The 24,004-nt window shown below is 74.7% G+C and carries 14 protein-coding genes and 1 pseudogene; 12 read left to right on the forward strand and 3 right to left on the reverse strand.

What is annotated here, in order from left to right; all coding sequences use genetic code 11:
- The first annotated feature begins 62 nt into the window (after positions 1-62).
- Both AFB00_RS32010 and AFB00_RS17070 read left to right on the forward strand, forming a co-directional pair.
- Complete coding sequence (locus tag AFB00_RS32010) at positions 63-6,518, forward strand: non-ribosomal peptide synthetase (protein WP_083275590.1); 6,456 nt, start codon at positions 63-65, stop codon at positions 6,516-6,518.
- Positions 6,515-10,675 carry a non-ribosomal peptide synthetase gene (locus AFB00_RS17070; protein ID WP_068798063.1) on the forward strand — a complete coding sequence of 1,387 codons (4,161 nt, stop codon included), beginning with the start codon at positions 6,515-6,517 and terminating at the stop codon, positions 10,673-10,675. The genes AFB00_RS32010 and AFB00_RS17070 overlap by 4 nt, the downstream gene beginning before the upstream one ends.
- A gap of 35 nt (positions 10,676-10,710) precedes the next feature.
- Here the strand turns inward: AFB00_RS17070 and AFB00_RS17075 are convergent, their stop codons facing one another.
- The gene (locus AFB00_RS17075; RefSeq protein WP_068798064.1) at positions 10,711-12,360 is read right to left on the reverse strand and encodes a (2,3-dihydroxybenzoyl)adenylate synthase; all 1,650 of its coding nucleotides are present in this window, start codon (positions 12,358-12,360) and stop codon (positions 10,711-10,713) included.
- Between the two features lie 123 nt (positions 12,361-12,483).
- Between AFB00_RS17075 and AFB00_RS17080 the strand changes: the two genes are divergently transcribed.
- From AFB00_RS17080 to AFB00_RS17110, 7 genes are all read left to right on the forward strand, one after another.
- On the forward strand, positions 12,484-13,143 hold the full coding sequence (locus AFB00_RS17080) for an alpha/beta fold hydrolase (protein WP_156819580.1): 660 nt from the start codon (positions 12,484-12,486) through the stop codon (positions 13,141-13,143).
- Between the two features lie 110 nt (positions 13,144-13,253).
- Positions 13,254-14,012 (forward strand): thioesterase II family protein, encoded by a 759-nt coding sequence (locus AFB00_RS17085; protein ID WP_068798065.1) that lies wholly within the window; start codon positions 13,254-13,256, stop codon positions 14,010-14,012.
- The gene (locus tag AFB00_RS17090; protein WP_068798066.1) at positions 14,009-15,544 is read left to right on the forward strand and encodes an amino acid adenylation domain-containing protein; all 1,536 of its coding nucleotides are present in this window, start codon (positions 14,009-14,011) and stop codon (positions 15,542-15,544) included. The genes AFB00_RS17085 and AFB00_RS17090 overlap by 4 nt, the downstream gene beginning before the upstream one ends.
- Positions 15,545-15,565: 21 nt before the next feature.
- A complete protein-coding gene (locus AFB00_RS17095) occupies positions 15,566-15,832 on the forward strand; it encodes a phosphopantetheine-binding protein (protein WP_068798067.1) in 267 nt (88 codons plus the stop codon).
- Positions 15,829-16,917 carry an acyl-CoA dehydrogenase family protein gene (locus tag AFB00_RS17100; protein WP_068798068.1) on the forward strand — a complete coding sequence of 363 codons (1,089 nt, stop codon included), beginning with the start codon at positions 15,829-15,831 and terminating at the stop codon, positions 16,915-16,917. The genes AFB00_RS17095 and AFB00_RS17100 overlap by 4 nt, the downstream gene beginning before the upstream one ends.
- Before the next feature lie 20 nt (positions 16,918-16,937).
- Positions 16,938-18,128, forward strand: coding sequence for an acyl-CoA dehydrogenase family protein (locus AFB00_RS17105; protein ID WP_068798069.1), 1,191 nt, complete (start codon positions 16,938-16,940; stop codon positions 18,126-18,128).
- Complete coding sequence (locus AFB00_RS17110) at positions 18,125-19,522, forward strand: aminotransferase class I/II-fold pyridoxal phosphate-dependent enzyme (RefSeq protein ID WP_156819581.1); 1,398 nt, start codon at positions 18,125-18,127, stop codon at positions 19,520-19,522. Before AFB00_RS17105 ends, AFB00_RS17110 begins: the two co-directional genes overlap by 4 nt.
- A 4-nt stretch (positions 19,523-19,526) precedes the next feature.
- Here AFB00_RS17110 and AFB00_RS17115 read toward each other — a convergent pair whose 3' ends face one another.
- The gene (locus AFB00_RS17115; RefSeq protein ID WP_083275591.1) at positions 19,527-20,963 is read right to left on the reverse strand and encodes an MFS transporter; all 1,437 of its coding nucleotides are present in this window, start codon (positions 20,961-20,963) and stop codon (positions 19,527-19,529) included.
- Between the two features lie 77 nt (positions 20,964-21,040).
- Here AFB00_RS17115 and AFB00_RS17120 point away from each other — a divergent pair, with 77 nt between their 5' ends.
- Entirely contained in the window at positions 21,041-21,667 is a 627-nt protein-coding gene (locus AFB00_RS17120; RefSeq protein ID WP_156819582.1) for a TetR/AcrR family transcriptional regulator, read from the forward strand.
- Positions 21,668-21,854: 187 nt separating this feature from the next.
- Positions 21,855-22,001: a transposase gene (locus tag AFB00_RS34105; protein ID WP_231974454.1), complete on the forward strand. Its 147-nt coding sequence runs from the start codon at positions 21,855-21,857 to the stop codon at positions 21,999-22,001.
- Between the two features lie 49 nt (positions 22,002-22,050).
- Here AFB00_RS34105 and AFB00_RS33320 read toward each other — a convergent pair.
- Positions 22,051-22,266, reverse strand: a pseudogene (locus AFB00_RS33320) (transposase); the annotation flags it as partial.
- Between the two features lie 234 nt (positions 22,267-22,500).
- Here AFB00_RS33320 and AFB00_RS17125 point away from each other — a divergent pair.
- Positions 22,501-23,934, forward strand: a complete 1,434-nt coding sequence (locus AFB00_RS17125; RefSeq protein ID WP_068798073.1) for an IS1380 family transposase — start codon at positions 22,501-22,503, stop codon at positions 23,932-23,934.
- Positions 23,935-24,004: the final 70 nt, after the last annotated feature.

A 24,004-nucleotide genomic window follows, 5' to 3' on the forward strand; every position in this document is an offset into this window, starting at 1 on the left:
GTCGTCACCGTCGCTCCCGTCCGCGACCGGCTGCACCCGGCCCGACCCGTGCGAGGTATCCGATGACCCTCTCGATCGACCGGCGGGAGCTGCTGCGCCGCAGGCTGGCCGCCACCGGGCTCGACCGCTCACCGGAGTCGGTCGCGGACGACCGGCCCACCCCCGGCGCCGCCGGGCCCGAAGGCACCGCGTCGGTACTGTCCGCGGCCCAACGGCGGATGTGGTTCCAGCAGCAGCTCACCGGTGACGGCCGGGCCTACACGTTCTGCCTCGTCCTGCGCCCACACGGACGCCTCGACGCCGGCCGCCTCACCGCGGCGCTGCGTGCCGTCGTGCAGCGGCACGCCGTCCTGCGCACCACCTACCACGTCGGTGACGACGGCGAGCCGGTCCAGGTCGTTCGCAGCGACCTCGCCGTGGAACCGTCCGAGGTGGAGCTCGACGACTCCGCGGACACGACGGTCGACGCCGCCGCAGCAGCCGCTCGGGACGAGCCCTTCGACCTCACCACGGACGCCGCTCTGCGGGCGCGGTTCCTGACACGGAACGGCGGGATCGTGGCGGTGGTCCTGACCGTGCCGCACATCGCCGCCGACGGCGAGTCCTTCCCGGTCGTGCTCGCCGACCTGCAGCGCGCTCACGACGGCGGGCTGCTCGAGGTGCCGCCGAACGAGGTCCGCTACGCCGACCACGCCGTGTGGCTGGCGTCGCGGCTGGGTGATCCGGCGGATCCCGGATCGGGGGCGACCGCCCGGCTGGCGTTCTGGGAGCGGACCCTCGCCGGGCTCCCGGTGGAGACCGTGCTGCCCGCCGACCGGCGTCGCGGAGCCCGGCCCAGCCACCGCGGCGGCCAGCACCGGGTGCGCCTCGGGCCGGGACTCGCCGCGGCCCTGGATCGGCTCACGGCGGCTCGCGGGGTCAGCCGGTTCGTCCTGCTGCAGACCGCAGTCGCGGTTGTGCTCGCCCGGCACGGTGCCGGGCGGGTGGTACCGCTGGGCAGCCCGGTGGACCTGCGCCCCGGCCCCGACCAGTCGGGCATCGTCGGGTTCTTCACCAACACCGTGGTCCTGCGGACCGACGTGGGCGGGGATCCGACCGGTGCCGAGCTGCTCGACCGCGTGCAGGCCGCGGACGTCGCGGCGCTGGACCACCGGGAGGTGGCGTTCGAGGACGTGGTCGAGCGGATGGGGCCGCAGCGTCATCCCGGCCGCAACCCGCTCTTCCAGGTCATGGTCTCCGCCACCCGCGCCTGGCCGGACCTGTGGCTGGGCGGGGTCCCGGTGCGTGCGTTCGAGCCGAGCCAGGACCAGGCCCGGTTCGACCTGACCTTCCTCGTGCACGACCACCTCGACGGCGGCCCACCCGGTCTGTCGGTGCTCTACGCCCATGACCTGTTCGACGCGGACACCGCGGCGGGGCTCCTGGACTCGGTGGTCGCCGCGCTGGGGCAGCTGGTCCGGCACCCGGACATGTGCGTCTCCGGGCTCGCCGGGTGGGGGCCCGGGGAGCCGGTCCGGGAGGACCCACCGGAGTCGAGGCGCACGCTGCGTCTGCGTCCCGGCACGTCGGGCACCGCCGTCGCCGCCGTGCTGCACCGGCTGCACGCCGAGCACCAGGCGTTGCGCACGACCCGGCCGGCGGAGGCCTTCGAGGAACCGCTGGGTGGCCCGCTGTTGCGGGCCCACGTGGACGGTGACCTGCTGCACCTCGTCACGCGGGGGCTGGACGAGGAGTCGTGGCGGCCGATCCTGGGTGCCTTCGTCGCGCTGCGCGCCGACCCCGCGAACGTCCCCGACGTGCCTGCCGGGCCGGCGGACCGGTCCGGTCTGCTCGCCGAGCGGGCCGCGCGTGCGCAGGACCCCGGGATCGTCGACGTGGCGGAGGCGTGGGTGGACCTGTTCGAGCGGATCGACGCGGTGCGGCCCGCGCCGCGGCCCGCACCGGAGTGCCCACGGATCGCCGTGCGTGAGGTGCCCGTGGGGCGACCGGCCGCCCGGCAGGTGGTCACGGCCGCGGTGGCGGCCGCGATCTCCGCGTTCGGCGACGCGGACCCGCTCGTGCTCTCCGTCGACGAACCCGACCGCGACCGGCGGGTGGGGGACACGGCCGTCGTCGGGCGGTGCAGGAGGACCTACCCCGTGCTCGCTCCCGGCGATGGGCACGATCCGGAGCTGCCGGGGCCCGACGCGGCCGTCGGGTACGGCATCGCCGCGGAGCTCTCGGGCCACACCGCGGGTGTGCTCGACGCCCCGCCCGTCCCCGACGTCACCGTCACGGTGGCGCTGACCGATCTCGGTGACGACCCGCCCGGGCCACCGGCGCCGACCGGTGAGCGGGAGATCGCGGTGACCGTCGACGCCCGCGGAGGGGCGGTGCTCGCCCTCCGTGGCCCGGGCGCCGAGGTCGAGGCGGCCGCCGACCGGGCGGTCGCGGCCTTCGCCGCCCGGCTCGCCGAGGTCGTGGCCCTGGCTCCCGAGCATCCTGCGGGCGATCCCGCTCCCGGCACCTACGGCGACGCCCTGACCGTCGCGCCTGCGCAGCGTCGCAGGCTGGCGGACCGGTTCGGGCGGCTGCGGGCGGTCCTCGGGCTCTCCCCGCTGCAGGAGGGACTGCTGTTCCACCTGCTCGCGGCAGCGGACGACACGCAGGTCGACGACGTCTACCTCACGCAGACCGCGCTGACCCTCACCGGCCCGGTCGACCCCGACCGCCTGGGCGCCGCCGTCGCCGAGGCGGTCCGCCGGGCCCCCACGATCGCGGCGGGCTTCGCCGAGGTGGGGACACGCGCGGTGCAGGTCGTTCCCGCCGATCCCCGGGTGCCGTTCCGGTACCTCGCCGCGGCCACGGACGCGGAGGCCGAGGCTGCCGCCGCGGCGGAGCTCGACGGTCCCTTCGACGCAGCGGCGCCGCCGATGGCTCGATTCGCCCTGGTCGGGCTGCCCGACGGGCGCCACCACCTCGTCTTCACCGCCCACCACGTCCTGGTCGACGGATGGTCGATCCGGCTGCTGCTGCTGATGGTGCTGCGGCTCTACACCGATCCCGACGCGGTGGCCGCGCCGCCACCGTTCCGGGTCTACCTCGACTGGCTCGACGGCCGGGACGACGACGAGTCGGAGCGTGCGTGGCGGCCCCTGCTCGACGGCATCACCCCGACCCTGCTGTGCCGCGACGCGGACGGCGTCGCGGCGACCCGGACGCAGACCGACGAGCTCACCGCGACCGTCCCCACCGATCTCGACGCCGCGGTCACCGCCCTGGCCCGCGCGACCGGGACCACCGCGGGCGGGGTGGCGGAGCTGGCCTGGGCGCTGGTCCTGATGCACACCACCGGGAACTCGGACGTCGTGTTCGGCACGGTGGTCTCCGGCCGCCCACCCGAGCTCGACGACGTCGAGCAGATGATCGGGCTGCTGTTCACCACGGTCCCCGCGCGGGTGCGGGTCCGCCCGGGCCGGACCGCGCGCGAGGTGCTCACCGAGCTGCACGCGCAGCGCGGCGTCCGGCTCCAGCACTCCCACCTCGGTCTGTCCCGGCTCCAGCGGCTCGCGGGCCACCCGACGCTGTTCGACACGCTGTTCGTGGTGCAGAACCTGCCTGGTGCCGCGCCCGACGAGCGTTTCGGTCCGGCCGGGGACGTACGGATCGTCGACGCCGACGTCCGCGACGCCACGCACTACCCGGTCGGCATGGCGGTGACCCCCGCCCCCGAGGGCACCGCGCTTCGGCTGATGTTCCGCTCCGACGCGGTCGGCCGGGCCGAGGCACGCTCACTGATGGACCGCTATCTCGCCGCACTGCGGGCGATCACGGCCGCCCCCGACCTGGCCCTGCACCGCATGGACCTGCGCGACGCGGAGGAGCGGGCCCACGAGGTCCTGGAGGGTGTCCGCGGACCCGTGGGGGAGGACTCGGTCGCCGACCTGCTCGAGGCCCAGGCCGCGCGCACCCCGGAGGCCACCGCGGTGGTGGCGGACACGGTCTCGGTGAGCTTCGCGGAGCTCACCGGGGCCGCCCGGCGGCTCGCCCGGCTGCTCCGCTCCCGCGGGGCGGTGGAGGAGCAGCGCGTGGCCCTGCTCCTGCCGCGGTCCGAGGTGATGGTCGTCGCCCTGTTCGGGGTGTTCGCCGCGCACACCGCCTACGTTCCGATCGACGCCGGGTACCTGGCGGGGCGGATCGCCGCGATGATCGAGGAGAGCGGCCCCACCGTCGTCCTGGTGAGCACCGCGACGGTCGGGCTGCTGCCCGACGCGCTGCGGGGCGATCCGCGTGTCGTCGTGCTGGACGCGCCGGAGACGGTCGCGGAGCTCGACGCGCTCCCGGCTGGCCCACTGTCGCAGGCGGAGAGGCCGCGCCCGGCAGGCCTCGACCACCTCGCGTATCTGATCTTCACCTCAGGCTCGACCGGGCGGCCCAAGGGGGTCGAGGTGTCCTACCGCGGGCTCACCAACATGTTCGACAACCACCGCACCGAGATCTTCGACCCGGTCACGGCCGCACACCCCGGGCGCGGGCTGCGCATCGCGCACACCACCTCGTTCTCCTTCGACGCCTCATGGGAGCAGCTGCTGTGGCTGCTCGCCGGGCACGAGGTGCACGTGATCGACGACGAGATGCGCCGGGATCCCGACCGCCTCCTCGCCCACTTCGACCGGGTCCGGATCGACGCCTTCGACGTCACCCCGACCTACGGCACCTATCTCGTCGAGGCCGGGCTGCTGGACCGTCCCCGACCACGTGCGGACACCGGGCGGTCCGACGCGACCGGTGTCGTGTTCGTGTCCCTCGGCGGCGAGGCGGTCGGCGAGCGGCTGTGGACACAGCTGCGGGCGGGGCGCGGGGTCGGCGGGTACAACCTGTACGGGCCGACGGAGTACACGATCAACGCGCTGGGGGCGGACGTCGCCGACAGCGCGACCCCGAGCCTCGGCCTCCCGATCCGCAACACCCGCGCGGCCGTGCTCGGTGCGGGCCTGCTGCCGGTGCCGCCGGGTGCGGTCGGCGAGCTGTACCTCGCGGGCACCGGACTGGCCCGCGGGTACCACCATGCGCCGGGCCCGACCTCGACACGGTTCGTCGCCTGCCCCTTCGGCGAGCCGGGTGAGCGGATGTACCGGACGGGCGATCTCGTGCGGCAGCGACCGGACGGTGCGCTGGACTACCTCGGACGGGCGGACGAGCAGCTCAAGGTGCGGGGGGTGCGCGTCGAGCCCGCTGAGATCGTCGACGTCCTGGTCCGGCACGCCGCCGTCGGCCAGGCCGCTGTGGTGGGGGTGGACGACGGCCCCGCGGGGACCCGGCTGGTGGCCCATCTCGTGCCCGCGGCCGGGGCGACCGCACTCGACGTGGACGCCGTGAGGACGCACGCGGCGGCGCACCTGCCCGCCGCCCTGGTCCCCTCGGGCTGGTCCGTTCTCGACACCCTGCCCCGGACGGTCAACGGGAAACTCGACGCCGCCCGGCTCCCGGCCGTCGAGGGCCGGGCCGGCGGGTCCGCACCGCCCGAGACCGAGGAGGAGCGACGGGTCGCCGAGATCGTCGGCGAGGTGCTCGGCACGGGACCGGTGGGTGGGACCGACGACTTCTTCGCCCTCGGCGGGCATTCGCTGCTGGCGGTGCGGCTGGTCTCACGGCTGCGCACGGAGCTGGATCTCCCCGTCGGGGTCCGGGACGTCTACCAGGACTCCACGCCGGCCGCGCTGGCCCGCCTCGCCGCCGGTCCCCGATCGGGCCCGTCGGGGCTCGGCCCGGTGCTCGACCTGCGCGCGGGAGACCGGCCCGCCGTGTGGTGCCTCCCGCCCGCGGGCGGACTCGGCTGGGCCTACGCCGGCCTGCTCGCGCACGTCGAGTCGGACCGGCCGGTCCACGCCCTGCAGGACCCCGGGCTCGACGGCGGGCCCGCCGTCGCCGACTTCACCGCGCTGGTGGAGCACCACCTCGCGATGCTGCGTCGGCGCCGTCCGCAGGGTCCGTACCACCTGGTCGGCTGGTCCTTCGGCGGGCAGCTCGCCGTCGCGATGGCGGCCCGGCTGCGCGGGTCCGTCGCTTCGGTGACCCTGCTCGACTCGGTGCTGGCGACCCTGCCACCGGGAGCCGAACCCGAACCCGACGAGGTGCTGCACCGGGAGGCCGTCGGGTTCCTAGCCCGCTCGGCGGGGGTCGACCCCGCGCTCGGGCTCACCGGGCTCGCGGACCTCGCGGCCCGCGGAGAGACCCTGCTGGGCGGTCTCGACCGGACCGGGCTGGAGCGGATCGTGGACGCCTACCTGCGGCACAGCCGGATGATGGAACGCGCGGGCGTCGACCCGTACGACGGTGAGGTCCTGCTCGTCTCGGCGACCGCCGACAAGTCCGCCGCGCTGCGCGCCGAGCGGGACGCGGGGTGGCGTCGCCATCTGGGCGGCGAGCTGACGGTGGTCGACGTCGACGTCGACCACCACGGTGTCGGCACCGGGGCGGGCTGGCGGCGGATCGGTCCGCTCCTGGCCGAGCACCTGACCCGGACGGAGGCCCGATGAGCACGTCCGACCTGGCTGCGCGCCGCGAGCTGTTCCGGCGCAGGCTCGCCGAGCGGGACCTCGAGAGCGCGGACTCCGGGCGGGTCACCCGCCGCGACAGCGACCGCGGGCCACTGTCGTTCGCCCAGCGACGGATGTGGCTGCACCAGCAGATCGCACCCGCGAGCCATGCCTACAACGTCACGATCGCCACGACCTTCCGCGGCCCGGTCGACGACGGCCGCCTGCACGCCGCACTGCTCGGCGTGGTCGAGCGGCAGGAGGCACTGCGCACCACCTACCACCTGCTCGACTCCGGCGAGCCCGAGCAGCGGGTGCACGCGGAGCTCCCGCCGCCGGTGCAGCGGCTCGACCTGCGCGAGCGGCCGGACACGCTCGGCGGTGTCCTCGACGTCGCGGCTCGGACGCCGTTCGACCTGGCGGAACGACCGCTCCGGCTGGTGGTGGCCCGTACGGCGGTCGACGAGGTCGTCGTGTGTCTGGTCGTCCACCACATCGTCTGGGACGGGCTGTCCTACGCCTGCTGGAGCCGCGACCTCACCGCGCTCTACGCGGGCGCGACACCCGGTCGCACCGAGGTGGGCCCCGCGGACCTGGCGGCGCACGAACAGCACCGGTGGCCCCCACCGTCCCACGACGAGGACCTGGCCTTCTGGCGTGCAACGCTGGCCGACCCGCCCGCGCCGCCGACGCTGCCGAGCGGTCGCATCGCCCGGGGCCCGGCCACCGAGCGTGCCGAACGGGTCCGGGTCACGCTGCCGGCCGGCACACCCGCGGCGCTGCGCTCGATCGCGCGCCGGCACGGGACCACGGACTTCGTCGCGTTCCTCGTCTGCCATCTGCTCGTGCTGCGGCGATTCACCGGAGCCGTGGACCTCACCGTCGGTACCACGGCGATGGAACGGGAGACTCCCGGTGCCGACGAGCTGGTGGGCAACTTCGGCAACACCCTGGCCCTGCGGGTGGACACCGGCGCGGCGACGGTCGGCGATCTGGTCGACCGGGTCGCGGAGGCCTGTGCCGGTGCGTTCAGCCATCGCGCGTTCTCCTTCGACCGGCTCGTCGACACGCTGGGGCCACCCCGTGAACCGGGCCGCCCGCCCTGGTTCGACTCCCTGCTGGTGTTCCTGTCGGGTGAGGTCCGCGGGCCTGCGCTGCCCGATGTCGACGTCCGGTTCGAGTCGGTGTTCGCGGGCGCGACCCCGTTCCCCCTCACCGTCCACGCCTTCGTCTTCCCCGACCGGTTCGACGTCGACGTCCACTTCGCCGCCGACCTGTTCGACCCGGTGACGGTCGGGGCGATGGCCGATGCGCTGGGATCGATGCTGCTCGCGGTAGCCGCGGATGCCGACCGCGCGGTCCCGGATCTGCTCTCCGCCGTCCCCGTCCCCGTCCCGGTCCTCGCCGAGGGGCCCTCTGGCGGCGTGGTGGCGGAGTCCGTCCCCGAGGCAGTGGCGCGCCGGGCCGCCACCGATCCGCGCGCCGTCGCGGTGCTCGCCGAGGCCGCCGCCGACGGGGAGACCACGCTCACCTACCGGGAGCTCGTCCGGCGGGCCGAGGACCTGGCCGGTCGGCTGGCCGCGCTGGGGGCCGGGCCCGAGACCGTCGTCGGGGTGGCCACCGACCGCTCGGCGGACCTCGTGGTGGGGGTGCTCGGGGTGCTCACCGCCGGTGCCGCGGTCCTGCTGCTGGACCCCGCCCACCCGACGGCCCGGCTGCGGGCCCTGCTCGCCGACAGCGGCACCCTCGCGGTGGTGGCCGGACCCGGCCGGGCGGACATCGTGCCGCCCGGGCGGCCGGTCGTGGACCCCCGGGCCGACGGCGGGTCGGGGTGGACCGCGCGACCGGTCCACCCGGACTCGGCGGCCTGGATCGGGTACACGTCGGGCTCGACCGGTGTGCCCAAGGCCATCGTCGTGTCGCACGCCGCGCTGCTCGCGCGCGCCGGATGGGCCCGGGAACGCTGGCCGGTCGGTCCCGGCGAGCCGCGGCTGGCCAAGAGCCCGGTGACGTTCGTCGACGCGATCAGCGAGATCGTCGAGACGTTGGTGTCCGGCGGCACGCTGGTCGTCGCCGACGAGGCGAAGATCCGAGACGGGGTGGCCCTCGCCGAGCTGCTGCGCAGACACGGTGTCCGCCATCTCATGGCGGTCCCGGGGCTGCTGGCGGCGATCGCGGACGCGCATCCGGACGCGTTGCGTGGGCTGGACCGGCTCGTCTCGACCGGGGAGGCCCTCACCTCGGGCTCGGCGTCCGCGCTGGCCGCGCTGGTCGACGACGGTGTCCTGCGGAACTCCTACGGCTGCGCGGAGCTGGCCGGTGACGTCGTCGACGGTCCGGTGCCCGCCGCCGTCTCGCCGGGCTGGGCGCACCCGGTCGGCGAACCCGGCCCCGGCGTCCGCGCGCTCGTGCTCGACCCGCGGCTGTGCCCCGTCGCGCCGGGCGCCGTCGGCGATCTCTACATCGGCGGTCTCCAGGTCGCCCGCGGCTACCAGGGAAGGCCCGGGGCGACGGCGGAGCGGTTCGTCGCCGATCCGCTCGGGTCCGGTGGCAGGCTGTTCCGCACCGGGGACCGGGCGCGCCGCGGACGCTGGGGGCTGGAGGTCCTCGGCCGTGGCGACGACCAGGTGAAGATCCGTGGCCAGCGGGTGGAGCTCGGCGAGGTCGCCGAGGTCGCCCGCGGCGCCGAGGGTGTCCGGGCGGCCGTCGCGTCGCTGCGCCCAGGAGCCGTGGGGGAGCGACTGGTGCTCCATGTCGTCGGTGATGCGGAGCCCGCCGCCGTCGAGGCACACCTGCGCGGTCGGGTGCCCGACGCCATGGTGCCCGCGGCGGTCGTGGTGGTGGGCGAGCTGCCCCTGCTGCCCAACGGCAAGGTCGACCGTGCCGCGCTGCCCGAGCCCCCCGCGGTCGTGAACCGGGACCGTCGGGCCGCCGGGACCCCGGCCGAGCGCGACCTGTGCCGTGTGGTGGGTGAGGTGCTCGGGATCCCCGACGTCCGCCCCGAGGACGACTTCTTCCTCCTCGGCGGGGACAGCATCAGCGCGATCCGGCTGGTCGCCGCGGCGCGGCGAACGGGCAGGCCGCTCGACGTGGCCGGGGTGTTCGCCGCCCGCACCGTGGCGGCGCTCGCCGCGTCGGCCCCGGACCGTGCGCAGGCCGCGGAACGACCGGTCCTGCTCGACCCCGGGGCGCACCGGCTCCGTCGCGCCGGTGTCGGGCCCGTCGCCGCAGTTCTCACGCTGGCGGTTCCCGGCACCGCGAGGGTCGGGCCGGAGCGGCTGCGCGCCGCGCTCACCGAGGTCGCCGCCCGGCACGAGGCGCTGCGTCTGCGGGTTCGTGCCGGTCGCCGTGGCCTCTGGCGCGCCGCCGTCCTCGGGCCGGACGATCCGGCGGCGGCACCATCGGTCGTGACCGGCGGGGTGGCCGATGCGCTCGCCGCCCTGGCCCACGGCGGCGTCCTCGCTGCGCTGGTCGGGCCGGAGGGGACGACGCTGGTCGGTGCGGTCACGGGCCTGGACGCCACGTCGCTGGCGACGGTCGGTGCCGAGCTGACCGTGCTGCTCGACGGTGGGGCACCCGCCGGCCCCGGGAGCGACTGGCCGGCCCCCACCGTGGCCGGGGACGACGGCACCGCGTGGGGCACGGCGCTCGGCGAGGTCCCCACCCACGATCCCGCCGGCCTCCCCGCGGACACCGACGGCGAGTCGGGTGGACGCTGCGCGAGGGGCCCGGTCCCGGGCCCGATCGACGAGGCCCACCTGGTCGCGGCGTTCGCGGTCGCGGTGCGCGAGCGGAGCGGCCGGGCGACCGCGGTGATCGACCGGGCCGTCCGTGGCCCGGCCACCGGGGTCGGCCCGCTGACCTCCACCCATCCGCTGACGGCGACGGCCGGGACGTCGGTGGAGGACGTCGCCGAACAGGCGCGAGCGGGATCCGCCCACGCCGCGGGACGGCCCGGTCCGTCGGCCGGATCGCCGGTCCCCGACGTGCGGGTGGAGGTCGTCCCCGCCGGGCTGGAACCGGCCGGGGTGGCCCCGTACCGGGTCGTGGCGATGGCGGGCCTCGACGGGACCCTGCAGGTCGTGGTGGGGCCGGGGCTGCCCGCTGACCTGGCCGCGGACCTGCTGGAGCGTTGGTGGGAGGTGCTGGCCCAGTGACCGGGAGGGGTGGGACCCCCTCCCGGTCACTCCGGTCAGCCCACCAGCAGGGCGGTCAGGGCCTTCTTGTCCATCTTGCCGAGGGGGGTCAGCGGCATGCTCTCGATCAGCCGGACCTCGTCGGGGACCTTGTACGCGGCGACCCCCCTCCCGTCCAGGTGGGCGGCGAGCGCGGCGCGGTCGGGTCGATGCCCGTCGCCCGCCACGACGAACGCGACGGACCGCTCGCCCAGCTCCTGGTCGGGCCCCGCGACCAGCGCGACGGACCGGACGCCGGGATGGGCCAGGAGATGCCCCTCCACCTCCGTCGCCGCGATCTTCTCTCCCGCCCGGTTGATCTGGTCCTTTGCCCGGCCCACGACAGCCAGGTGGCCCGAGGGCAGCCGCCGCACCATGTCGCCGGTGCGGTAGAAGCCGTCGGCGGTGAAGCTGCGGGCGTTGTGCGCCCCCGCCCGGTAGTAGCCCCGGAGCGTGTACGGACCGCGGGTCAGCAGCTCGCCCTCCTCCCCGTCGGGGACCTCCGCGTCGTCCGGGCCGACGACCCGGGTCTCGTCGGCGTCGGAGATCGGGCAGCCCTGTGTCGTCGTCCGCAGCCGGTCGTCCTCGTCGAGCCTGCTCAGCGACAGCATCCCCTCGGCCATGCCGAACACCTGCTGCAGCCGCGCCCCGAACTCGGCGACCACCCGACGAGCCGTGTCGTCGGCCAGCCGGGCACTGCCGATCTGCAGGACCTGCAGGCTGGAGAGGTCCGCGGAGGTGAACTCGCGCTCGTCGAGCCACAGGGGAGTCAGCTGTGGGTTGATCGCCGCGTGGGTGACCCGCTCGCGTTCGATCAGCTCGAAGCAGTAGCCGGGGTCGGGCGTTCCCGCCATGACGACCGTGCCGCCCTGTCCCAGCGCACCGAGCACACCGGGGCAGTTCATCGTGTAGTTGAAAGCGACCGGCAGCGTGGCGAGGTACACGCAGCCCTCGGCCATCCCGGCGACCTCGGCCGCCCGTCTGCCGTTGTAGGCGTAGTCGTCGTGAGTGCGGGGGATGAGCTTGGGCAGACCGGTCGTGCCGCCGGAGAGCAGCAGCACGGCGATGTCACCGGGGCCGGCGGTCGAGGCGGGCGCACCGGCGGGCTCGGTGTGGCCCGTGGCCTCCAGCTCCGCCACCGTCACCGCACCCGTCCGGTCGCCCGGGTCGCCGAGCACCACCAGCAGCTCGAGGCTCGGCACCGCGGCCCGCACCTCGTCGGCCAGTACGCGGTGGTCGAAGCCCGCGTGGACGTCGGGCAGGACATAGGCCCGCGCTCCGCAGAGCGAGGCCAGGTGGGTCATCTCGCTGCGGCGATGGCCGGGCTGGGTGTGGACCGGGACCGCCCCGATCTTCTGCAGGGCCCACCACACCACGAGGAACTCACTGCGGTTGGGCAGCTGCACCAGGACCCGGTCGGCGGTACCCAGCCCGCGGTCGGACAGCCCACGTGCCACCCGGTCGGCGAGGGCGTCGAGCTCGCGGTAGGTGAGCCTGCGGTGGTCGTCGACCACCGCGGTGCGGTCCGCATAGGCGTCGACGAGTCGGGCCAGGACCTGCCGATACGTCTCGCCGCGCCAGAGGCCGAGCTCCCGGTAGCGATCGGCGAGCCCGCCGGGCCACGGGGTGAGGTCGAGTTCGGCGAGGGCGGTGTGATCGGTGCTCATGCTGCTGTCCTCCGATCGGCCTATACAGACCGACAATCAGTGACTATAGTTTACTATTAGGTGAGGTTAACCTAATAATCGTCACTCGACAATCCACACGAGACCGATCGTCGGGAGGGGTTCGTGGCTGAGGTCGCCGTACGCGGAGGACCGGTCGAGTACCAGTGGCTCACGGGGGAGGAGGGCCTGGCCCCCCTAGTACTGCTGCACGAGGGGCTGGGCTGCGTCGCCACGTGGGGTCGCTTCCCGCACAGACTCGCGGCGGAGACCGGCCGGTCCGTCGTCGCCTACTCCCGGCACGGCCACGGCGGTTCTGCACCGGAGCCGCGCCCACGCCCGTTGGGCTACCTGCGCAAGGAGGCGAGCGACGCCCTGCCCGAGCTGCTCGGCGAGCTGGGAATCCTCGATCCCGTGCTGATCGGGCACAGCGACGGGGCGTCGATCGCGCTCGCCCACGCAGCGCGCCGGCCGGTCGCGGGACTGGTGCTCATCGCGCCGCACGTGGTCGTCGAGCCACGGACCGTGGCGGGCGTCGCCGCCGCGGTCGACGAGTACGCCGAGGGCGAGCTGGCCCGCCGTCTCGCCGCGTTCCACGACGATCCCGAGGCGACGTTCCGCGGCTGGAGCGACGTGTGGCTCTCACCGGAGTTCGCGGACTTCACCATGATCGAGGAGGTCGGCCGGGTGGTCTGTCCGGTGCTGGTGATCCAGGGCGAGGACGACCGGTACGGCACCGCTCGACAGCTGGACCTGGTGGCGGAACGGGCGGCCGGGCCGGTGTGACGGGTCGAGCTGCCCGGCGTCGGCCACCAGCCCCACCTGGAGTCGCCCGGTCGGCTCTGCGCCGAGATCCGCGCGTTCCTGGAGTCCCACGTCGTCGGGCGGGTGGCGGCATGAGCGACTGGCTGCACCGGGTGCGCCCGGTGTCCGGGGCGCAGAGGACCACGACGGGAGACCGGCTCGTCGTGTGGCCGCACGCGGGCGGGTCGCCGGCGGCGTTCGGGTCGTTGGCGGCGGCGCTCCCGGAGATCGAGGTGTGGGGGATCGTCCCACCGGGACGTGGGCTGCGGCTCGACGAGGAGGCCGTGGTCGAGCCGGACGCGGCGGTCGCGGGGGCGGTCCGCGCCCTCGACGCGCTGCCGGGTGCCCCCGGGCGCACCGTCGTGTTCGGGCACAGCCTGGGCGGTGCGATGGCCGCGCGACTCGCCGCACACCGAGGATGCGACCTGCTGGTCGTCTCCGGGTGGCCGGGACCCGGTCGGGTACCGCCGTCGCCGGTCGGCCGGGCGGCCGAGGAGCTCGACACCGCGGCCCTGCTGGAGTTCGTGGACCGGCTCGACGCGCCGGGGCGGGTCGAGCTGCGTGACCCCGAGCTGCAGCCGTTCCTGCTCCCGCCGTTGCTCGCGGACCTGCGGATGGGCGACCGGGTCGCCGCGTCGACGCCGGCCAGGCCCGGGATGCCGGTGGTGACGGTCGCGGGGCGTGCGGACCCGGCCTTTGGCGTCTCGGAGATCGCCGGCTGGGCCGAGCACGTGGACGTCGTCGAGGCGGTGGTCCTCGACGGCGGGCACTTCGCCGTGCTGACCGACGTCACCCCGGTCGCCGCCGCGATCCGACGCGCCCTGGCCACGAACCCGGTGGGTCTCCCGTGACCGGACCGGGGGATCGCCACGAGCGGCTCGACGCCCTGCTCACGGACTCGGCACGGGCGAGCCCGCGCCGGATCGCGCTGGTCGACGGGGCGATCCGGCTGACCTACGCCGAGCTGGAGGCGCGGGTCGTGGAGCTGGCCGCCCGGTTGGTCGGACACGGGGTCGGACCGGGCTCCGCGGTGGGCATCCTGGTCCCGAAGGGGCACCGGGCGGCCGTCGCGCTGCTGGCCGGGCTGCGCGTCGGGGCGGTGGTGGCGCCGCTCGCGCCGAACGACCCACCCGCCCGGCTCGCCCGGATGGCCTCGGGGGCCGGGCTCGACGTAGTCCTGGCACCGACGCCGGACGGGGCACGCCGTGCCGCGGTGGCCGCCGAGCTGGGAGTGCCCGGTGCCGAGGCCGCCGTCGGCGACGGCCTGTCCATGCTCCGCCTCGACCTGCCGCGCACGTGGGGCGCGCCCGACGGCGGGTACATCCTGTTCACCTCGGGCAGCACCGGATGGCCCAAGGGTGTCCTGCTGACCCACCGGAACGTGCTGCATTTCGTCCGCTGGGCGGTGCGGGCCCTCGACATCGGGCCCGACGACGTGTTGGGCGCCCAGGCCGCGCTCACCTTCGACCTGTCCACACTCGACGTGTTCGGCGCACTGGCCGCGGGCGCGTGCGTCACCCTGATGCCCGAGGTTCTCACCGCGTTCCCGCTCGACGTCGTCGCGTGGCTGGCGGCCGAGCGGGTCACCGTCTTCTACACGGTGCCCACCCTCTACCAGCGGATCGTCGAGGCCGGCGCGGACACCGGGACCCTGCCCACGCTGCGGACACTGCCGTTCGCCGGCGAGCCCTATCCGGTCGCGGGCCTGGAACGGCTCGTCCGCGCGTTCCCCGACGCCCGGATCGCCAACCTGTACGGCCCGACCGAGACCAACGTCTGCACCTGGACCACCCTCGCCCCGGACTGGCTGGCCGGGGACGGGCTGCCCGTGGGCCGGGCGATCGATGGCCTGTGGGTCGGACTCCTCGCCGGGGACGGCACCCTCCACACCGGGCCCGGACCGGGCGAGGTCGCGGTGGCCGGACCCACGGTGTTCCGGGGCTATCTCGTCGAGGGTGGGCTGGAGGACCCGACCGTCGCCGTGGAGCTGCCCACCGGACCCGCCCGGGCCTACCGCACCGGCGACCTCGGCAGGATCGACGCCGACGGCGTGCTCTGGCTGGCCGGGCGACGGGACCACCAGGTCAAGGTGCGCGGACACCGGATCGACCTGGCCGACGTCGAGGCCGCCGCCGGTGAGGTCCGGGGCGTCCGCGCCTGCGCCGCCCACGTCCGACCGGGGCCCGACGGCGGCACCCTGGTCCTGGTCGCGGCGGCCGCGGACGTCGTCGCGGAGAACGCCCTGCGGGCGGGCCTGGCGGCACGGCTTCCCCGGCGGATGCTGCCCGGGGAGATCCACCTCGTGGCGGAGCTGCCCCTCACCGACCGCGGCAAGGTCGACCGGGCGGCCGTCGCCGCCCTCGCAGAGCCCGTCTCGGGCTGACCCAGCGAACGGAGAACACCCATGCAGGTCGAAGACGTGTGCACCCTGGTGTCGCGCGTGGTCGCGGACGCGAGCGGGGAGACCCCGGAGATCGTGCCCGACACGCCGCTGCTGCTGTCCGGGCTGCTCGACTCGCTGACGATCATGCGCATCGTCACCGAGATCGAGTCCGCCACCGGGGTGGCCCTCCCCGAGACGGCGATCGTCGCCCGCACGTTCCGTACCCCCGAGACGGTCCGGGCCGCCGTCGTCGCGGTGCGGGACGCCACCGCCGAGGCCGGCCGATGACCGTCCTCGACGGGGTCCGCCCGGACCGCACGGCCGAGGTCGTCGCCGCTGTCGCGGGAGCGGAGTTCCGCACCCAGTGGGACGCCTACCGCACGATCGTCCCGCTCGATCCGGCGGCGTCGTCGGTCACCGCGGCCGTCGCGGCGATCGAGGAGCTCGGCGCGGCCGGCGCCGCACCGGGAGTCTGCTATGCGATGACCTCACAGCTGTTCGGACTCGCCCACCCGCTGCGGACGATGCTCGGGCCCGAGCGGCACGGCCTGATCGACGGCAGTCGGGTGCTCTGTCACGCCCTGACCGAGGAGGGCGGCGGCAGCGACCCGCTGTCGATGACCACCCGCGCAGAGCCCGGCCCCGACGGCACGTGGCGGCTCTCGGGGCGGAAGGCCTTCGTCACGGCGGCCCCGGTGGCGCAGACCGCATTGGTGTTCGCCCGCACCGCGGCCGAGCGGACCCCCTTCTCACTGACCGCGTTCCTGGTCGACCTGGCCGCACCCGGGGTGTACCGCGACGCGACGTTCCCGAAGACGGCGCTGGTCGAGGTGCCGATGGGCGTACTGGACCTCGACGGTGTCGTCGTGCGCCCCGAGGACGTCGTCGGTGGCGAGGGCTCGGGCCTGGCCGTGCTCACCACGACCACGGTGTGGGAGCGGGGCCTGCTGCTCGCCTACGCGCTCGGCCCGATGCGCCGGGTCCTCGACGCGACCGTGGCCTGGGCCCGCGAACGGGAGCAGTTCGGCAGGCGGATGGGGACGAGCGCGCTGGTGGCGGGCCGGATCGCGGACATGGCGCTGGCGCTGCACCGCTCGCAGGTGCTCGTGCGCGGCATGGCCGCGCGCTTCGAGGCGGGAGAGTCCGCCCGGGGTCTCGCCGACGCCGCCGCCCTGACCAAGCTCTCGGTGTCGCAGGACCACCTGGCCTTCGCCGAGCAGGCGGCGGCGCTGGGCGGTGTCCGCTCGTTCGTCGAGGACACCGGTCTCACCGCCGACCTGCTCGGCCCCGCCGCCGGGTTGGTCTATGCGGGCCCCAACGACCTGCTGCGGGTCTCGGTCGCCCGTGGCCTGGGTCTCCCGGTCGAGAACTGACCCGTTCCGAGGAGGAACCGATGCACGCCACCGCCCGCCGTTCCCCCGTCGAGCGCCTCGACGAGGTCCGCGCGGAACTCGCCGCGGGAGCCGGCGGGGTCGACGACGGCACCGCCGCACTCGACCCGGCCTACGACACCCTCCGCCGGGCCGGGCTCCTGTCCGCCGTGGTCCCCGCCGAGTTCGGCGGCGACGGTCTCAGCTTCCTGCAGCTGACCCGGCTCCTCGAACGGCTCGCCCTGCTCGACGGCGGGCTCGCACTGGGCTTCACCATGCACAACGTGGCAATCGGGTCGCTGTGCGAGACCGCGGGCACTGACCTCCCACCCCGCGCGGACCGGTTCCGACGGTGGTTGCTGAGGGAGGTGGTGGAGGAACGCAAGCTGGTCGCAGCGGCGACCTCGGAGGCCGCGACGGGTGCCAAGCTGCGCGGTATCGGAACGACCTACCGGCACACGCCCGACGGTGGGTACGAGCTGACCGGACGGAAGTCGTTCGTCTCCCTGGCCGGGGTGGCCGACTACTACGTCGTCGCGGCGGCGCCCGCCGACGCGGAGGATGCCGCCGACGGGCTGGAGGTCAGCCACTTCGTCGTCGCGCGTGACGATCCCGGCGTCGGCTTCGGCGCACTCTGGGACGGTGCCGGCCTGCGCGGGACGGCGACGGCACCGATGTCGCTGGACGCGGTGCCGCTCCCGGCCGACCGGCTGTTCCTCGGAGTGGAGGGGATGTCGCTGTTCAAACTGGTCCGGGAGCCGCACTGGATGGTGGCGGGATACATGGGGGCGTACCTCGGTATCGCCGAGGCGACCTTCCGGGTGCTCGTCGCCGAGCTCACCGCCGATCCGGCGAAGCAGGACTGTCCGGTGGTGCAGGCGGACGTCGGGCGGATGGGTGCCGAGCTCGCCGCGGCCCGCGCGCTCGTCCACTCGGCTGCGGCCACCGTCGACGAACACCGCGGCAGCCTGGAGGCGAACACCGCGGTGCACGCGGCGAAGTACGTCGTCGGCGAGCTCGCACCGCGGCTCGCACGCGAGGCGACCGCCCGCTGCGGGTCGCGGGCGCTGCGGCGCGGCCACGAGCTCGAACGCCGGTCCCGGGAGGCGACGTTCTGCGCCGTCATGCCTGCCAAGTCCGACGAGTGCCTCGCCTACGTGGGGAAGTCCGTGCTGGCGCACGACATGTTCCGGGTGGACACGCTCGCGTGGTGACCCCGGTGGCCCCGCTCGCGGACGCTGTCGCAGGGCACGCCCGCGAGCGGTGGCACAACTTCCACGCCCTTCCGCTGACCGCGATGATCGACGAGCTGCCCGACCGCTGGCGGGCCGCCTACGCCGCGGTGCTCGCCCCCGGGGCCGACCTGTCGCTGTCCGGCGCGGCCCTCGACTCGCCGTTCCGGCCGAGCGGCCCGCTGGCGCAGGCGCAGCGGCGGGCCGCCCGGTTCTTCGGTGCCGACGACACGCTGTTCGTCACCGGGGGCACGACGCTGGCCAACCACATCGCGCTCGACGCCGCTCTCGAATCCGGACCGGGGGAGCAGGCCGCCCCGCCCGTCGTCGTCCTGGACCCGAGTTGTCACCAGTCCGTGTTCTTCGCCGCGCACGGCGCCGGCGCGACCGTGCTGCCCGCGCCGTCCGGCCTGGCGTCCCGCGGAACGCGGCGGCTCGACGCGGACGCCACCGTCGAGCTGCTGGGCGCCCGGCACCGCTCGTGTCGCCCGGTCGCGGCGGTCGTGCTCACTGCGGCCCCCTACGACGGTTCACGGCTCGCCCTGGACCGGGTGCTGCCGGCGCTCGTCGCGGCGTCGCCGCGGACCGTGTTCGTCGTGGACGAGGCCTGGGCCGCCGCGCACGCCCTGCACCCCCGGACCGCTGCGGCCTCGACACTGTCGCTGCGATCCGAGCCGGCACGACTGATCGTCACGCAGTCCGCCCACAAGACCCTGCTCGCCCTGCGGCAGGGCGCGTACGTGCACGTCGCCGGGGAGGAGGGACTCGTCGCCGCGGTGCGGCGGGCCTTCTTCCGGCGGCACACGTCGTCGCCGTCGTGGCCGGTCCTGGCCTCGCTCGACCTCGCCCGCGCGCACGCCGAGCTGGAGGGGCGGGAGGCCGTCGCGCGGGCCCTGGCGCGGCGGGACCGGCTGGTCGCCGGCCTGCGCGACGACCCCCGGACCCGGGAGCTCGTCCCCACCGACGGAACAGGAGGCAACCCGATGATGGTGTCGCTGCGGCTGTCCGACGGCGTCGACGCCTCGGCCGTGCGGCGGACGCTGCTCGAGGAGCATCGCGTGGTCCTCGCCCGGGCCGTGCAGGGGTCCCTTCTGGCGCACGTCCACATCGGGGTGACCGACGCCGACGTCGACGCCCTGACCCGGGCCCTGCGCGCGATCGCCACCGTTCCCGCGGCGGTCGGGCCCCACTGGTCCGGCGCCGTGGCCGAGGACGGTCCCGCGGTGGGCACCGTGCTCGACGGCTTCCTGGTGACCTACCCACCCGGGGTGCCACTGGCGGGTCCGGGTGACACCTGGACCACCGACCACGCACAGGTGCTCGCCGCGCACCGGCGCGGCGGGTCCGAGGTGTTCCTCGTACCCGTCGCGCGCTGATCGCTCAGGCCGGGGCGGCGCGCCGCGCGCCGATGAGTGCGCCGGAGACCACGGCGCCGACGGCCATCGCTGCGGCGACCAGCCCGAACACCGTCGCGATGCCCTGGCCGAGCAGCTCGGGCCGCCCGACTGTCATGGCGTCGACCTGGCCGACCGCTCCGGTGAAGACCAGCCCGAGCACCGAGGTCCCGAGCGATGCGCCGACGGGGAAGAAGCTGTTGACCATCCCCGTCGCCATCCCGACCTTCTCCGGTGGCACCGCCGCCGCTGCCACCGCCTGCAGCGGGGCGTTGGCCAGGCCGTTGCCGAAGCCCCACAGGCTCAGCGCCGGGATCGCGGTCACCGGGTCCGCCGCTGCGGCCGCATTGACCGCGATCAGCACACCGGCGACTGCGAGCATCCCGAACCCGGCCGCCAGTACCCAACGGGCGGGGACGCGGGCCTGCAGCCGCCCGCCCGCCAGCGCGCCCAGCGCGGTCGCCACGCCCAGGGGCACCAGGACGACCCCGGTAGTCAGGGCACTGAGACCGTGGCCGACCTGCAGGTAGACGATGTAGAACACCGCTCCGCCGACGGTCCCGATCCGGTTGACCATCGCAAGCACGGTGATCCCGGCGAACGCGCGGATGCGGAACAGGCCCAGGTCCAGCACCGGCGTCGGGATCCGGCGGCAGCGCACCGAGTAGGCCGCGGCGAGCAGTACCGCGGCCACCAGGCCGACGACGGCGCCCACGGTGGCGAACCCGTTCTCCTGGGCCAGGGACAGGCCCAGGTTCAGCGCGACGAACACCGCGGCGACCAGGGCGGCGCCGACGACGTCGAACCGCCCCGCGACGGCGGTCCCCGGCCGGTCGGCCGACACCACACGGTAGGCGACGAGGAACGCGATGACGCCGAACGGCACGTTGACGAAGAACATCCACCGCCAGCCTCCTGCGGCGATCAGCGCGCCGCCGACCAGCGGCGCGAGGGTCGAGGCACTCGTGACGGTCGCGGTCCAGATCGCGATGGCCATCGGCCTGCGCTTCTCCTCGATCGCCCGGACCAGCAGCGGGACGACGTTCGCCGACATCACCGCGGCGGCCGCGCCCTGCACGATCCGGAAGATGTTGAGCGAGAGCATGTCCCAGGACAGCCCGCACGCCAACGACGCCAGCGTGAACCCCGCGATGCCGGCGAGGAACAGCGACCGCGAGCCCCATCGGTCCGACAGCGCGCCCGCCGGCTGCACGAGCGCGGCGAACGCGAGCGAGTAGCCGACCACGAGCCACTGCAGGCTCACCAGCGAGGTCCCCGGTAGCTCCACCCCGATCTGCGGCAGCGCCACCGCCACGATGATCATGTCGATACCCATCAGGGCCGACGCGATCACCACCGATGCCAGGACCCACCCTGGCCGCGACCCGTCCTGTCGGGTGCTCTCCACCTGCTCCGCCGTCATCGGACCTCCTCTGGAATGAGGGTGACCTTACTTGATAGTGAACTACTTTCACAGAGCGGGGCAGTAGGCTCGTTCCCGTGAGCGAGACAGCTGGTCGTCGGCCCGGAAACCGCCCGGGGCCCAAGCCCCGCATCTCGCGAGAGTCGATCATCGAGGCCGCGACCAGGGTCGACCCGCTGACGATCGGCTCGGTGGCAGCGCTGCTGGGGGTGACGCCGGGGAGCCTCTACCGCCACGTCGAGGGTCTGGAGGACCTGACCCGCGGCGCCGCCGAGCATCTCTTCGTCACCACGCCCCTCCCCGACGCCGACCTGCCGTGGCGCGCCTACCTGGAGGAGGAGGCGCGGTGGCGACTCGAGCTGCTCCGCGCCCATCCGGCCCTCTTCGCCGGACCCGCTGCCGACCTCACCGTGGTCGCGGTGGACCGACTCACCGTCATCCTCACGGCGCTGAAGGCCAAGGGGTTCGACACGGCCACCGCGGTCCTCATCGCCGACACCCTGATCGACCTCCTGCACGACGGCGCCCGGCAGGCGCTCGCGATCCGGGCGGGCGACGACGCACCCGCCGGTTACCCGGCGGACGTCCGTGCGGCCATGGCGGTGATCATCGCCGACCCGTGGACGCACCTGTGGCGCAAGGTGCAGCTCTTTCTCGACGGTGTCGCTCACGGACGGTGTTTGGCCGGAGCACATCCCACGTAAGTCTGGGGAATGACGCTGAGGGCGATCACCTTCTATCGTGACCAGCATCGCGCTGCGGTCGCCGCTCGGCTCTCTCATATCGGACCGCCGCTGACGGGACGGCTGAACACCGGGCTGCTCGCCGAGCACCGGGACGACCTGTTGCGCCTGGCCGGGGCGCTGAAGTTCGGGCACGCCACCGCCTCTGCTGGTCGGGAAACTCTCTGCGTCCGGGCGGCAGAACACGCTCGCCGCCGCGCTCCAGGAGCGCGGGGCGCTTCGGCGCACGATTTACGCCGTCCGCTACCTGTTCGACCCCGGAGTACCGGCGCACGATCTCCCGGCGACAACGTGATCCCACTGTATAGGGTCTGTAACAGGAACGGTGGTTCCGGCGTTGTTGGTCAGTAGTGCTCGGCGGACGGCCAGCGGTCACTGAACGTGATCGCGAAGGCGTTGATCACCGGCTTCCATCGGATCGTCCACCGTGCGCGGCCTCGCCCGGTCGGGTCGAGGCTGCGGGTCACAAGGTACAGGCATTTCAACGCGGCCGCCTCGCTGGGGAAATGCCCTCGCGCCCGTACCGCTCGGCGGTAGCGGGCGTTGAGTGATTCGAAGCTCTCTTGTCAAGCAGCAGCTGCGGAGCTGGTCGGTGTGGTCGCCGTGGAGCGTCTTGCGTCGGTCCACATGTGTCTGACCCGAATCCGCGAGTTGCGCTGGTGGCCGGACTGGGGAGATGGCGATAGGTGCCCGCTGACCTGCGATGATCGTGTTTGCGACGACACGACATTGCGGGTTGAGAGGACACCTATCAGGTGCGAACAGTACGCAAGCGACGCCCGCGGTGTGCGCGGGTGCGTCTCGGCGCGCCGGACGCGGCGCTGACCAGGTTCTCCGGGCTGGCCGCGGTGACCGAGCTGATCGACCGGCTCGGGATCATCGACAAGCTCGACGCCGCGGTCGGGCCCATCAAGGACCGCGACCGCGGGTGCAGCGCCGGGCAGATGCTGGTCGGCATGTCGGCGGCGCAGCTGTGCGGGGAGGACTTCCTGGTCGGGCTGGACCGGCACCGCGCCGACACCGCCGGGCAGGCACTCACGCCGGTGCCGGGGTTGGCGTCCACGACCGCCGCCGGGCTCGCGCGCAAGTTCATCGAGGGGCAGTGGGCGGCGGTGGAGACCGGGCTCGGTGACGTGCACACCACCGCGCTGGACCTGCTCGCCCAGGTCGACCCGGACCGGGCCGAGCAGCTGACGGCGGACGTGACGATCGATCTGGACACCACCGATGTCGAGGTTTACGGCCGGCTCAAGCAGGGCGTGGCGTTCAACCACCAAGGCCAGCGGGTCGCCCGCCCGCACGTCGCGACCTGGGCCGACACCGCGGTGGTGCTGGCCGCTGACCTCGGTTCGGGCCGGGATGACCCCCGCGCCACCAGCGCCGAGCTGTTCCACCGGGCGCTGGCCGCGCTCCCCGCGCAGGCGCGGGCGGGGCGAGTCCGCGTGCGTGCGGACGCGGGCTACTTCGCCGGGCAGCTCGCCCGCGCAGCCCTGTTCGTCGGCGTGGAGTTCGCCATCGGCGCCCGACGCATCGCGCCGCTGTGGCGCATCCTCGACGGCGTCGCGGCCGACGGGTGGACCGACGCGATCGACATGACCGGCGCGCAGGTCGCGGTGGCCGACTATTGCCCGAACTGGTGGCCCGCAGCGACCCAGCTGCTGATCCGTCGGGTCCGGCTCGACCTGGACCACGGCCAGGTCTCCGGTGACCCGCGAGCGCGGCGCCGACGCACCCTGTACCCCGCCCAGCGGGCGCTCCCGCTCGACGACCTCGCTACGGTGGCCAAGGTCGACGGGGTGTTCGCCTACTCGTTCATCGTGACCAACCTCGACGTCTCCACACCTGCCGCAGCCGCGCAGGCCGAGTACTGGTACCGCCACCGCACGAAGGTGGAGAACCTGTTCCGCGACACCAAGCACGGCGCCGCGCTGCGCCACCTCCCCTCCGGACACCTCGCGGTGAACCGAGCCTGGATGTGGGGCGCACTCCTGGCCGCCACCACCAGCGGGTGGCTGCACCACCTCACCGCCCGCACCCGCGACGGGCGCCTGGTCGGGCACGGCGTCCGCGGCGGCCAGGCCATGATCGCCACCCTGCGCCGGCGGCTGATCACCATCCCCGCCCGCCTCGTGCGCCACGCCCGCGGCCTCACCCTGCGCCTACCACCCGGCGAGCACCTACTCGCCGAGGTCCTCGCCCGCGTCCGCGCCCTGCCCGCTCCGTCCTGACCCGGCCGCACCGGCCCCGACCAGCACAGGAACCCGCCACCCGAGGCGACACTCGGGCCGCCCGCTTGCC

It is taken from the genome of Pseudonocardia sp. HH130630-07, from assembly GCF_001698125.1.
In the GTDB taxonomy this organism is placed as follows: Bacteria; Actinomycetota; Actinomycetes; order Mycobacteriales; family Pseudonocardiaceae; genus Pseudonocardia.